Annotated in this window: 12 protein-coding genes and 1 riboswitch; of the genes, 11 read left to right on the forward strand and 1 reads right to left on the reverse strand. The window is 36.7% G+C overall.

Going from position 1 to position 13908, the window contains the following annotated elements; all coding sequences use genetic code 11:
• Window positions 1–136 precede the first annotated feature (136 nt).
• Window positions 137–505 carry an ArsR/SmtB family transcription factor gene (locus tag ACAN52_RS09585; protein ID WP_378954492.1) on the reverse strand — a complete coding sequence of 123 codons (369 nt, stop codon included), beginning with the start codon at window positions 503–505 and terminating at the stop codon, window positions 137–139.
• A 261-nt stretch (window positions 506–766) separates the two neighbouring features.
• On the opposite strand from ACAN52_RS09585, the gene ACAN52_RS09590 reads away from it, so the two are divergent.
• The 11 genes from ACAN52_RS09590 (at window position 767) to ACAN52_RS09640 (ending at window position 13866) form a co-directional block, all read left to right on the forward strand.
• Window positions 767–1123: a winged helix-turn-helix transcriptional regulator gene (locus ACAN52_RS09590; protein WP_378954493.1), complete on the forward strand. Its 357-nt coding sequence runs from the start codon at window positions 767–769 to the stop codon at window positions 1121–1123.
• Between the two features lie 365 nt (window positions 1124–1488).
• Window positions 1489–2202: an SDR family oxidoreductase gene (locus ACAN52_RS09595; RefSeq protein WP_378954494.1), complete on the forward strand. Its 714-nt coding sequence runs from the start codon at window positions 1489–1491 to the stop codon at window positions 2200–2202.
• Between the two features lie 250 nt (window positions 2203–2452).
• Window positions 2453–2545: riboswitch (cyclic di-GMP riboswitch) on the forward strand.
• Between the two features lie 189 nt (window positions 2546–2734).
• Window positions 2735–4435: a methyl-accepting chemotaxis protein gene (locus ACAN52_RS09600; protein WP_378954495.1), complete on the forward strand. Its 1701-nt coding sequence runs from the start codon at window positions 2735–2737 to the stop codon at window positions 4433–4435.
• Window positions 4436–4679: 244 nt separating this feature from the next.
• Window positions 4680–6398, forward strand: a complete 1719-nt coding sequence (locus tag ACAN52_RS09605; protein WP_378954497.1) for a methyl-accepting chemotaxis protein — start codon at window positions 4680–4682, stop codon at window positions 6396–6398.
• 257 nt (window positions 6399–6655) lie between these two features.
• Window positions 6656–8623, forward strand: a complete 1968-nt coding sequence (locus ACAN52_RS09610) for an ATP-binding protein (protein WP_378954498.1) — start codon at window positions 6656–6658, stop codon at window positions 8621–8623.
• A 27-nt stretch (window positions 8624–8650) separates the two neighbouring features.
• Window positions 8651–9433, forward strand: a complete 783-nt coding sequence (locus ACAN52_RS09615; protein WP_378954500.1) for a response regulator — start codon at window positions 8651–8653, stop codon at window positions 9431–9433.
• 110 nt (window positions 9434–9543) lie between these two features.
• A complete protein-coding gene (gene cobO, locus ACAN52_RS09620) occupies window positions 9544–10086 on the forward strand; it encodes a cob(I)yrinic acid a,c-diamide adenosyltransferase (protein WP_378954731.1) in 543 nt (180 codons plus the stop codon).
• A 72-nt stretch (window positions 10087–10158) separates the two neighbouring features.
• Window positions 10159–10929 (forward strand): SDR family NAD(P)-dependent oxidoreductase, encoded by a 771-nt coding sequence (locus ACAN52_RS09625; protein ID WP_378954502.1) that lies wholly within the window; start codon window positions 10159–10161, stop codon window positions 10927–10929.
• 152 nt (window positions 10930–11081) lie between these two features.
• Window positions 11082–11525 carry a MarR family winged helix-turn-helix transcriptional regulator gene (locus tag ACAN52_RS09630; protein ID WP_378954503.1) on the forward strand — a complete coding sequence of 148 codons (444 nt, stop codon included), beginning with the start codon at window positions 11082–11084 and terminating at the stop codon, window positions 11523–11525.
• Between the two features lie 166 nt (window positions 11526–11691).
• Window positions 11692–12837 carry an epoxyqueuosine reductase gene (locus ACAN52_RS09635; RefSeq protein WP_378954504.1) on the forward strand — a complete coding sequence of 382 codons (1146 nt, stop codon included), beginning with the start codon at window positions 11692–11694 and terminating at the stop codon, window positions 12835–12837.
• Window positions 12838–13134: 297 nt separating this feature from the next.
• Window positions 13135–13866, forward strand: a complete 732-nt coding sequence (locus ACAN52_RS09640) for an HD domain-containing protein (RefSeq protein ID WP_378954505.1) — start codon at window positions 13135–13137, stop codon at window positions 13864–13866.
• Window positions 13867–13908 lie beyond the last annotated feature (42 nt).

Raw genomic sequence — 13908 nt, forward strand, 5'->3', positions numbered from 1 at the left:
TTAGCATCAGTACAGCAGCCACAGGTTGGAGATGTAACTGGTTTCATGGTTTCATCAGAGCAACAGCCACTTTGGCAACAACTTTGTTTCTTTGTTCCTTTGTGGAAAGAATATCTTTTTGCCATCTCATAACCTCCTATCGATGTTTAATATGTTCTACACATTGAGAGAGTAATAACCCAATATGCTCATCATCAAGAGAATACCAAGCCATCTTACCTTCCTTGCGATACTTTACCAGACGGGCACTTCGTAATAAACGTAGTTGGTGAGAAACTGCAGACTGTCCCATGGAAACAACCGCTGCTAAGTCGCAGACACAAAGTTCTCTTTTGGATAGTGCATGCAGCATTTTTACTCTAGTTGTGTCTCCCAATAACTTAAAGATATCCGCAACTTGCTGAGCATCTGAATCTGGAATCGCTTCATTTTTTGCAACACAGATGACTTGAGGATGTTCACAGAGTTGCTCACAAATATCAATTGTACAATCAGAATTTGACATTAACTTATACCTCCAACATATGAATATGTGTTCATATGTTATTATATGATATATTGTCGAAAAAGTACATAGAAATGTTATTAAAAAACTAAGAGGATCATTCAAATTGTTATTTTTCTACTATGAATTTACTTACTGAATTTTGTAGTTATCTCTCTAAGTTTCAGAGAGAAAAAAAGGTCATCATTTTAGGATAGTGATCTTATTTTTATAATTTCCCAATGGGAAGTTTTGTGATATTATTGAGGTGATAAGAGAAAAATGCGGGGTGTAATTAATATGGAAGATAGAGAAATTGTTGTTTTGAGCAAAGGAGTACCTGGAGAACCTTGTCCGATAGCCAAAACATTAGAGATCATTGGGACAAAGTGGACGTTTTTGATTCTTAGAGATTTGATGCTTGAGGGTGTTATGAGATTTAGCGATTTACAAAAATCCATGTCAGGAATTAGTCCCAAGACACTTTCCCTGCGCTTACGCGGTCTAGAGGAGCACAATATACTTACGAGGAAGGTATACCCGGAAGTACCGCCAAGAGTCGAATATTCTTTAACCGAAAAAGGAAAAAAACTGCAAGGAATTTTAGTCGAGATGAAACGTTTTGGCCTGACTTTGTAAGTTTAACAATAAAATAAACTCATGATCCAAGTAGCTGCAGCATATACTGCAGCTATTTTTTGCGGAATTAGAGAGTATAAGACTTTCTTGATTCCAAGTAAGAACGACTAAGACTTCTACCTGCATCTGAGGACTTGGCACAAGCCAAGTCTTTTTTTAAATCCATAGCTTTACAAGGAGTCAATTCATTGATAGTAGAATGGGATATATCGATTCTATCAATTTTTAATGGGCTGAAATTCCTTTAAAAACAAATAACTTCCTTTGAGGAAACTATATGAATAATAATACACTACTTTACAAAATGAAGTTATAGAATTAGAATGATCTCAACAACCCGTAAGGGAAATAGAGGAGGATTTAAAATGTTGAAAAATAAACGTGTGGTCATCATTGGTGGGAGTTCTGGGATTGGATTGGCAGCAGCTGAACTTATTTTAGATCAAAAAGCAGAAGTCGTTATAGCGAGTCGTTCCTCGGAAAAACTTGAAAAGGCTAAAATTGAACTTGGAGGCAACGTAAAATCATATATACTGGACATTACTGATGAAGAACAAGTAAAAAACTTTTTTACAGCTGTCGGTACCATTGATCATTTAGTAATTACAGCTGCTGAAACATCCGGTGGATCTTTTCTTTTATCCGATACCGCAATGGATCAGAAGATGTTTGAAAATAAATTTTGGGGACAGTATTATGCGGCAAAATATGGTGCTGCAGCGATTGTGCCTAGCGGATCGATCACATTATTTTCCGGTGTTGTGGCTTATAAAGCGATGGTTGGATCGGCGACTCTCAGTGCAATTAATGCAGCGGTAAGCGCTCTTGGAAGGACACTTGCCTTAGAATTGGCCCCCATTAGAGTCAATGTAATTTCACCAGGCATTATTGACACTCCTTCCCGAAGTAAAATGCCAGAAGAAAAGCGCAATAGTTTTTATATGGATATAGCAGGTAAGCTCCCGGTAAAAAGAGTCGGTAAGGCCGATGATGTTGCAAAAGGGATTGTTTATTTATTGAGTAACGATTTTGTGAGTGGTACTGTATTACATGTGGATGGTGGTCATACACTGATCTAAGAAATAGTAAGTAAGTCGTAAAAAAAGAGGATTGTCACTGACTCTTGGAATGATATGTCTGCCTAAGAGTTAGTGATCATTCTCTTATTTTTGTATGTCTTCCTAAGGTGGTTTTAAGAATGCTGTACTGTTCTTAGAAAAGTTCATATGGGCTCTAAAGTAATGAGTGATAGATGTTAAGTTATGGTAAAATAAATGAAATAATAGAGGTATTTGCCTTATTATGTCGAATAGTATAAATTAGATTAATAAGTTCTATGAGCAAACCTTTCGAAAGTTGGGGACGCAAAGCCATGGGTCTAACAATTTTAATTTTTTAATTGATGACTGCCAGGTTGCATTTTGTAATTTTACATGATGAGGCCTAGCAGCTTTTTTTCATTAAAGAGGAGGTAATACTGTAGAATCTCTAATGTTGTCACTCACTATGGGGGAGACAAAATAAGACCGTATTATGGACTTGAAGGAAAGTCTGCGGATCGAAGAATGAATTTTTTAGACATTAATTATTTTAAAGTAGGAGTGTGGGAATATGAATAATAAAAAAAGACTACCTATTATGTTGCAATTAACAAGTATGTTTGCAATAGCTGTCATGCTATTGCTGTCAGTTTTAGGTTATACCATTTACAACTATCTTTCATTAAGTAATGAATCAAATACATTAATTACTCATACTGCAACGAGAACTATATCGATTAAAGAGGCTCATACGGACTATGTTAGATCTCTTCTTAATTTACGTGGTTTTTTACTTTATGCTGACGGATTAGTCTATGAAGAAGGGTATCGAGAAGATATGAAGAAAAGCATAGACGCAGTGAAAAAGTTTAATGAGAAAACCAAAGATCAGGAAATCATTATCGAAGGAGCTAAACTTGGCAAATTACTAAACGATTATCAAAACATTTGTGAAAAAATGATAACTGCGAAAAAAAATAATGATCCAAACTTAACTAACTTGACTACGGAAGGTCGCCAACATACTAAAGAGATTGAAGACCAGTTTGAGAAGTTATCCGAATTACAAAAAAAATCGCTGACCGAAAAAAGCACTATAATGATCAATCATGCGGAAAGCAGCAGTAAAAATATAATTATTCTCAGTATCTTTATTTTTATATTAGTAGGCATATTAGTTATTTGGTATAGCCGCAATCTTGCCATGCGTTTCAACCATTTGAGTAAATCAATCAGGACGATCGGACAGCTTGATCTTACAGAGCAAGATATCAAGATTCGCCGCAATGATGAAATTGGTGATATGGGTCGAATCTTAAATTCAATGCGCCAATCTCTTAAAGAGATTGTTGCCCAACTTCATCTCAATTCTCAAACCTTGGCGGCATCTAGTGAAGAGCTCAGTATAACCGTAGAAGGACATTTGCAGACAGTGGAGGTCGTTGCGAGAAGCGCAGAAGAAATTTCTGCTGGAGCTTTAAAAAATACTGATAGCATTGCTACTATTTCTGCAACTGTTGAAGAAATATCGGCAGGTACAGAAGAAATTAATGCCCATGCAAATGAAGTAAACAATACGACACAAAATGCAGTAGCCAATGTAGAAGAAGGGATGTCTATGTTGCGAGCTGTTGTAGAGCAAAATGAGAACGTGACAGATTCTATGACTGAAATTACAACTGTGACAGAAAAACTTTCTAAGGGGTCTCAAGAGATTAAGGGGATTGTTGATGTCATTAGTAATCTTGCAGGGCAAACGAATCTTTTAGCCCTAAATGCGGCCATTGAAGCTGCGCGTGCTGGAGAATCAGGTCGCGGATTTGCTGTTGTAGCTGAGGAAGTTCGAAAACTTGCTGAACAAAGTGCAAAATCTAGCCAAGAAATTACGGAAATTATTAATTATATGGGAAATGAAATTGCAGTATCAGTGAGTGCTGTAGAAAAAGCCAATACTGAGGTTGCAAAATGTACAACATCAGCTCTGAATACACAACAAGGTTTTGAAGTGATTGCAAAACGTTTAACTACTGTAAAAGATGGTATTGAACAAATGACTGTTGCGATTGGCGAAACAGCAACAGGTACCCAATCTGTGGTGGCTAGTGTTGAAACCATTAGAACTGTAGCAGATACGACTTCAGCTGGTATTCAAACTGTAGCGGCCTCCTCACAAGAACAATCGGCTAGTATGCATGAAATAAGTGATAATGCAGAATCTCTAGCTGAACTCGCAACACAGCTTAATGCTGTCGTACAAAGATTTAAAGTCTAATCAAAAATTGAATTTTTTTAATCAATTAAGACTGGGATATAGAACTCTATATCCCAGTCTTAATTGTATTGAAATATAGGAGTAAAATATTTTTATAGTCGGAATTTTACAAAAAAAATGACTAAAAATAGAGGTATTTGTTGTAGTAATTGAGAATATGTAGAAAAAAGATAGATTAAGTAAGGATAGGATCATCAAAATGATAGAATCAACAAACCACTCATTTTGAAGGGGGACAATTTTTATGAATATTATTCAAAATCTTGGTGTTGGTAAAAAAATTCAAGCAATCACTGTATTTTTACTTATGGCGATCATTGTTAACGGTTTTATCAATTTTTCCTTTAATCAGGCGACGAAAGGGGATATTGATCAAGTTTTTGAGCATCTTTATATGATTGAATGGGTTAATGAATTGCGTCAGCATAACCGAGCAGCTGAAGGTGATATGTTTAAAGCCATTAATTCTTCTGATGAAGCGAGTCGAAAAACTTTTTTAGATAGCCTAGCAAAAAGAGATCAAACTTTTAAGGATTTATTAAACAAAATTCAATCTCTTGGAGATCTAACAAAAGATGAAGAGGGATGGGTTAAACAAGTACAAGAAAATCTTAAAATAGTACAAGACAAAAGAGCAATGGTTATCGCTCTTGCTCAGCAGGGGAAACGGGATGAAGCGTTAGCACAGATGGGACAATTGCAACCAGTTTATGAGAAAATTGCCGCTGGTCTTCGCCAGTTAGCTGATGAATCTTCCAAGCAAGCGGGGACACTAAAGAGCAGTGTAGGTGAAAGATATAGTCGCTCGCTGAAGATACAGTTGATCATTATCGTATTGTCATTGATTCTGGGTTTATGGGTCAGCTGGATCATAGCCAGGATGATAACTAAATTATTGCGATCTATGGTCGCGAAAGCTCAAAGTATAGCGGGAGGTGACTTGACTGGCTGTAAGGATTGCACAGTCGTTTATGCTCATGATGAGCTTGGTCAATTAGAAAAAAGCTTTAACGAGATGTGTGTAAATCTTCGTTTATTAATCGGTCAAATTATTGACTCGGCTGTGCATATGGCAGCATCGGCCCAACAACTTAGTGCGAGTGCTGATCAGTCAGCTCAAGCATCGCAACTGGTGGCACATTCCATTCAGCAAGTAGCAGACGGAGCTGAAGGGCAAACGAGTGTAGTCAATCGAGGCAGTGGTGCTGTTGAAACAATTGTTAGCCAACTGAGTGAGACTGCAGAAAATGTGGGGCGGGCTATGGCGATCAGTCATAATATGACGGAAGCGACTCATCGAGGTGTAAGAGGGGTTGAACGCGTCAGCGGGCAAATGCAAAGCATTGGTGAAGGAACTAAGCAGGTTAAGTCTGCTATCGATAATCTTGCTCAAAGTGGACGCAGTATTGGTGAAACTGTAGGGATTATTAGTCAAATTGCAGGACAGACCAACTTGCTGGCTCTTAATGCGGCTATTGAAGCTGCTAGAGCGGGTGAACAAGGGAAAGGATTTGCTGTTGTAGCAGAAGAAGTTCGTAAACTTGCAGAGCAATCAGGAGCAGCTGCAAAGCAGATTTCCTTGATGATTAAAGAAAATCAAATTCAAATTGATTCTGCAGTTCAAGTGATGGAGAATGGAAGTAAAGAAGTTGTAAATGGAATTGCTGTAGTGAACGAGGCAGGGGTAGTTTTTCAACAGATTGCTGATTTTGTCGGAGAAGCATCCAATGAAACCAGGAATATTTCAAAGATTGTGGAGCGTATGGTAGCTGATAGTCATAATGTTAATGCAGCGATGATGGAGATTTCAGGCATTAGCAAAGTGACTGCAAGTGAAAGTCAAACAGTATCTGCCGCAACACAAGAGCAAACGGCAGCGATGATTGAAATTGCTGATGCAAGTAAGAAAATGGCTCATATTGCTCAAGAACTTCAGGCGACGAGTACACGTTTCCAATTATAAGTGTGAAGATTGCGATTTGCCTAAAGAGAGGATAATTCCATTAAATTGGAAAGATCCTCTCTTTTATTGTGATACTTTCTAAATGAGAGGATATAAACCGATCATTATACAGTGCTAGTGGCTCTTATTTTCAAATACTTTTATATACAGGCGGACGTTTTTGGTTGACAGATAGTTAATTATTTGTAATACTAGTAAAGAAAATGATAATGATAACTATTATCATTTAAAAAGCGGAATAATAAGGGAGCATAAGAATGACAATTAAGAAGCGCTTATCAGTGATTTGCCTAATTTTTGGTACGATACCGTTAATGATTGTTTTTTGGCTTGGTGTAAAGTCAGGTTTGGCAAAACATGATGAATTTCAGAATGGAATAGCCTTAGCATTGATGGCGACGATATTTCTGGGACTATTTAGCTCAGGATTGGTTAGATATTGGTTTTTAGGTAAGCAATTAGAAAAAATAAGAACTTTTTGTCTTGCTGTAAAAGATGGGTGTTATGATGTGTTTTTGCCTGTTCCTAATGAGTCAAGTGATCGTGAAGATGAAAATGAAATGGTTGAGTTAATGCGTAATATGAATTGGATGGCTCATCATATAAAGTTAAATGAAATACAATTGCAGAGTATGGTTGCAAATTTGCAACAATCACAAGAAAAAATTCAATCTCAGAATGCAGAATTAGAGACGGCCTATGCACAACAAATGATTGTACAAAATGAATTGGAAAATCAGACAAATCAATTAACTGAAATGATAGCTAAAATACGTAATTTACTGGATCATGCAGGGCAGGGATTTGTATCATTTGGTAAAAATTTAATTGTGGCTGATGAGTATAGTGCAGAGTGTGTCATGATCTTCAATAGAGAGATTGCTGGAGAGAATATTTCAGAGTTATTATATCCTCACGATAAAAAACAACAAGCTTTTGTATCAAGTTTATTGACGAAAATTCTTTCAGTTGAGGATGATTTTTTGCGAGACACTTATATTTCCTTATTACCCCAAGAAATAATAGTCGATGAGGCTTACATACAGATTAATTATAAATTTATAAATAATCCAATTAAGGAAAATCCTCGCGAGATCATGTTGATTCTAACTGATATCACGAAAGAAAAAGTCATGGAAGAACAGATTCAAGATGAAAAAGAAACTTTATCAATGATTGTAAAGGTTGTGACTCAATATAATGATTTCTCAGATGCAGTAGAGGGATATACTGCTTTTTGTCATAAAGAAGTAGCAAAAATTTTAGAATGGGAATGCTCTGCTTTAAAAAAAATCAGCACATTGTTTACGATGGTTCATACGTGGAAAGGCACTTTTGGTCAATTGGGTATGCAGTATATTGTTAAAGAATTGCATGAACTAGAAGACGTATTAGCACGCTTACGTGATGAAGAAAAAACTCAAGTCAGTGAATTATTGGAGTGTTTTGCCTTCTATCCAGGAGAAAAATTATATAGTTGGCTTAGCCATGAATTAGAAATTTTACAAGAAATATTAGGTCATGATTTTTTTCTGCAAAAAGATAGGATGAGTATTGAAACAGTACGGATGAGCAGGATTAAAGAAAAGGTTCAAGCATTGCCTGATTCTCTTGAAAAACACGATGTAGTATTAGAATTAGCAACCTTACATTATAAGCCTCTTCGTGATTTATTGCAGGCCTATCCTGAGTATGTGGCAGAGCTAGGGAAGCGCTATAATAAAGAAATTGAAAAGTTTGCAATTATAGGCGGAGATCGTTTAGTAAATCCAGAGATCTACCATAAGTTTGCTCAAACTTTAGTTCATGTTTTTCGTAATGCAGTGGTCCATGGTTTGGAAACGGCCGATGAGCGTTTGGACGTTGGTAAAGAGGAGGCAGGTAGTATTCGCTGTGAAATTATTGAAAGTAGCGAAGATATTACTGTTCGTGTAATCGATGATGGTCGTGGAATCGACGTTGAAAAAATCAAAAAGTTGGCAGTAGAAAAAAATATAATTGATCAGCAAGCTGCTTTAGTATTATCTGATGAAGAAGCCCGTACCCTTATTTTTGTCGATGGTTTTTCCAGTGCCACATGTGTAGATGATATATCAGGGCGTGGAGTTGGCCTTTATGCGATTCGTAAAGAAGTGGAAAAGATCGGGGGAGAAATACGAGTAACAAGTCAAGTCGGTATGGGAACAGAGTTTTCTTTTGTATTACCCTTACGGACTGCTGCATAAAATATTTGGTAGAGAGGAAGGATAAAAATGGCACGTGTATTAATTGTAGATGATGCTTTAATCATGAGGAAAATGATCGCTAAGATTGTTGAAAAAGCGGGGCATATTGTAGTCGATGAAGCTATCAATGGTGAACAGGCAATTGAAATGTACCAAAGATATAGACCTGATGTCGTGACAATGGATATTACTATGCCTGGGACAGATGGAATTGAAGCCCTAGCGCGAATTAAGGATTATGATGAAAATGCAAAGGTTATTATGGTCAGTGCACTGGGGCAACAATATAAGGTGATGGAAGCATTAGATCATGGTGCAAAAGGTTATATTTTAAAACCGATTACAGAAGAAAAAATTCTTGCCGTGCTAAAGCAGGTCATTGGTGTAGAGAGTTGTCCTATCTTATCGGCTAAGTCTGTATTTGAATGTGGGGAAAAGCGAAATCAGGAGAGTTGTGACTTAATTGTAGGGAAAGAAGATAATGTAAATGATTTACCCTTTATGTTTGAAAATAAAGATGGTTGTTTTTCTTTTACGGTCAGAGGTGAATTTGCGTGTGCAGATTTTAGTGAACTAATGGCAGTGGTACAAAAGATGTTATTGGTAAACCCTTTGGAAATTGTTTTTAATTTTATTCATAGTGATGTATTGAATGGTAAAGTTGTGAATAGTTTTATCGATATTATAAGTACAATTATTAATGAAGGTAAAAGACTGAAAGTGATTTGTTACAATCAAGATTATATGAGTTTCTTCCGTAATGTCCCAACGTTGAAAAAAGTAGATTTTGTGTTAGTGAAAAAAGTATAGAGGCTTTATTCGTAACTAGTAGACGTATATGTATAACATTAACGAGTAAAATATTCTTGCTAAGCAATAGGAAGTCGTGAGAAACTATAGTGACGAAAGAATTCGAGAGGATGATCACGATGGCAGAAAGACAAGGTTTGATTCTTGTGAATACAGGAAATGGAAAAGGAAAAACAACAGCAGCATTAGGTATGGGCATGAGGGCTTGGGGGCAAGGTTTTAAAGTATTAGTTCTGCAATTTATAAAAGGCAATTGGAAATATGGAGAATTACAAGCTGCAGAACGTATGGGACCTGATTTTGTTATCCGCCAGATGGGGGAAGGTTTTGTAAAAAATTGTAGTGAAGATGAAAAAATCCAGCATCAAAATGCAGCTGCGGAAGCTCTGCAAGCCGCAGGTTGCGAAATGACATCAGGTAATTGGGATATGATTATTTTGGATGAAATTAATTATGCAATAAAATTTGGGATCGTATCCTTGGATGCCGTTTTGGAATTAATCAAGATAAAACCTTCCTCTCTACATCTTGTGCTGACTGGACGAGATGTAAGACCTGAAATTATTGAGATCGCTGATTTGGTGACTGAAATGAAAGAAATAAAACATCCTTATAAAAAAGGCATAAAAGCGCAAAAAGGAATTGAATTTTAAGAAAAAACTGCTATATTTTTATCTACCCAAGAATGGGATAGTGAAAACACTTATAAATTTGGGAGATACGATATGAAAAATGATCATTTTAAAGACAAAGTAGCCCTCGTGATTGGTGGTACATCAGGTATTGGCCTAGAGACGGGAAAGCAATTGTTAGCTCAGGGCGCTAAAGTTGTTTTAGTCGGCAGTCAGATAAAAAAAGGGCAAGGGGTTTTAGAAGAATTAGGGAACTATGGTGATAACGTATGTTTCATACAAGGGGATATCAGGTCGGTTAATCAATGCCAAGAAGTAGTTGAACAGGCCGTCAGTCGATTTGGTCATTTAAATATTGTGGTCAATTCTGCGGGCATTTATATAGAAAAATCAATTGGTGAAGTCACGGAAGAAGAATTTGATCAGGTCATGAATATTAATATAAAGGGGACTTATTTTATTTGTAAATATGCCTTACCTTATCTACGGCAAGCTGGTGGCGGGGCGATTGTAAATATTTCTTCTGATGCGGGTATTAATGGAAATTCCTTGGCTACAACCTATTGTGCTTCTAAAGGGGCAGTCACAATTTTCACTAAAGCCTTGGCTCTGGAAAGTATTCATGATGGTATTCGTGCCAACTGTGTATGCCCTGGTGACGTGTATACACCTATGGTAGAGAAACAACTGCTGGATGTGGTGGATAAAGAACAATATCTCAGAGAAATGGCATCCATATACCCAATTGGACGTATTGCCAGACCAGAAGAAATTGCAAAAGTGATTTGTTTTTTAGCTTCTGATGAGGCCTCCTTTGTAAATGGTGCTGTCTGGACAGTTGATGGAGGATTGACAGCATGTTAGGGTGAAACCTCCAACTTTTATCTTGGTGGGGGAGAGTCCCCACCAAGAGCAACTCTTGACAAGATTAAGGTTTATTGTTACTATAAAGATGGTAAGTGTATATGCACCTATAAGTATGTATTTTCATATATGAAAAAAGGTTGTGGCTAAACATGGAACACATTACAGAATACGTTCTCAAACCTTCTAGCCCGTGTAACTGTCTAAATATTCGGAGAGCCTCGCGGGCGACAACTCAGTTTTATGATAAAATGTTAGAACCAAGTGGTCTTAAAATTACTCAACTATCTCTATTACGACATGTAAAACGGCTTGAACCGATTGGAATTAGCGAACTAGCAAAAGCCATGCGAATTGATCGTACGACTTTAAATCGGAATTTGAAGCCATTAGTCGATGTAGGTTTAATAACCATTAATCCAGGAAAAGACCCACGGGTTAAAGAAGTCATGTTATCTGAAGGAGGGAAAGTAGCGATAGAGAAAGCCTTAGTATTTTGGGAGGAAGCACAGGTTGCAATGAAAGAGTACCTTGGTGAAGAAGATCTGACTGTATTGGTTAAGCTACTGGCGAAATTGGAAGCCTTAGAACAATAAAGTTTGCAGAGGCTATGCCTATAAGCAGTGAGTCAAGGTGCCGCTTTGGCTCACTTAATGATCATAGAATCAGCAGTGATGTTCTTTTATAAAGAATGAATCAAAAATTTTTAGGCATATAAGTGTATATGCACTTATATGCCTGCTTAATAAGGAGAAATGAAATATGTCACTTACATCACAAATTAAAGAATTTGCCTTAGATATTGGGTATAGTAAAGTTGGAATTATTCCAGCTGATAGTTTTCCTGAGTATATCGATGAGTTAACGAACCGAAATGAAATGTATGCTTTTTATATCAATTCACCCAATCGTCCCTTAGTATCTGCAGAACCTCGCTCAGTAATGCCTTCAGCGAAATCAATCATTACTATGGTTTATGATTATTCACAAAAGAGTTTTCCCAAGAAATTTACAGATGTCATGGGACGAGTTTACCAGGCAAGAGCTTATAATGCGCCACCTGAACATACTAATGGTGCACGTAAGCAATTAATGCGAGAATTCTTGAGTAAAATTGGCTGTAAAGTGGGGGAAAATATTATTTTGCCTGAAAGGCTGGTTGCAGCAAAAGCCGGTATTGTCAATTATGGTAGAAATAATTTTGTTTATGCTGATGGCATTGGGTCTTTTATTTTTTTAACATCCTTCATAGTCGATCAAGAACTTGAATATGATCAACCTACTGTTGAGGTGGGATGCCCAGACGGATGTTCAGCCTGTATGAAAGCTTGTCCTACTGGGGCTATCTATGAGCCACATAAAATAAATCCAACTCGTTGTATCACCTTTAATACTAATTTTACGCAAGATGGTATGGCCGGTAGTTATATCCAACCTGAAATGCGTGAAAAAATGGGTACTAAGGTATATGGTTGTGATATTTGTCAAGAGGTATGCCCTCGTAATCAGGCAAGGGTAAAAGGGAAACTGCCAGATGATGAGTATTTACTAAATGCGGAGAAAGAGTTTAGTCTTGCTAAAATGCTGAATATGACGGATGATTTTTATCAGAGAAGAATATATCCTTTGATGTACAACTATATAAAAGACAGAAAATACCTGCAACGTAATGCTGCCATTGCACTTGGTAATTTAGGCGATCCAGAGTTCATCCCTGATTTGACAGTTGCCATGAAAAATCAAGAAGGGTTAGTACGTGGTTATGCTGCGTGGGCTTTGGGGAGGATTGGAAGTCAACAAGCTTATCAAGTTTTGCAGGAATGCCTTACCCAAGAAACTTCTGTATTTGTGAGAAAAGAACTTGAAGAAGCTTTAGTGGCAATTCAATCAATAAGTGGTATTGATTAAAATAAAGACTGAATTAGAATTCAGCAATAAGCCAGCTTGGCAAGTCTCTAAAATTCTTTAAAAGAAGTGAAAATAGTAGCGTTTGAATTTGTCTTGATTTTATAAAGAGTTTGGGAAATAATAATACTATGAAAAAGCTGATATGAAAGAATTTTCATATCAGTTTTTTCAAGTAATCAGAAAGTATAATACTTTCTAGGGTTCCAAGTCTTCAGACTAAGACTTCTCCCTTCGTCTGAGGACTTGCCACACGCCAAGTCTTTTCTTATAGTATTAACCTATATAAGGAGTAGGAATATGTTAAATCTTACAGAATATTATCAGTGGTTCCATCATTACTATAGCAATTTTTACTCTTCTGATCCTGACATTATGAGGATGGTCGAGTTAAAAGAAAATCATAGTATTAGAGTTGCCAAAAACGCACGGGACTTAGCTGAGCATATCGGTTTACCATTGAAAAAAATTAATGTGGCAGAGTTAATTGGACTTTTTCACGATATTGCCCGAAGTGAGCAAGCTCATTTAAAGACTTTTAATGATTCACTTTCCTTTGATCACGGTGATCGAGGTGTAGTAAGACTAGAAGAAACAGGCATACTTGATACACTGGATATCAAATCACGGGAAAATATTTTATTTTCTATCAAGTATCACAACAAAATGACAACTCCTAGTACGAGCCCTGATAAAATGTTGTTTACAGGCATCATTAAAGATGCTGACAAACTAGATATCTTTAGAATTTTACCGCCCATCGTGGCAGAGCACGATTACTCTCCTATTTTAATAGAATTGCTCAAAGAAGGTAGAGTCCTTCCGTACTCTGAGATAAAGACAATGGCGGATAAAAGACTTATACGTCTAGGATGGATTTATGATATTAATTATCAATGGACACTGGCTCAACTAGTTAATGAAGGATATGTTGATGGACTAATAAAAGCGTTACCAGATACGCCTCAATTCAACGAAATCAAAGATCATATTAAAGATTATATAGCAGCTAAAATGTCTGAAAGTATGTAAAATTACTTTAATATGATGTTACCAATCTCCTTATTGCTGGTT

It is taken from the genome of Pelosinus sp. sgz500959 (assembly GCF_042610375.1).
Classification (GTDB): domain Bacteria; phylum Bacillota; class Negativicutes; order DSM-13327; family DSM-13327; genus CTSoil-075.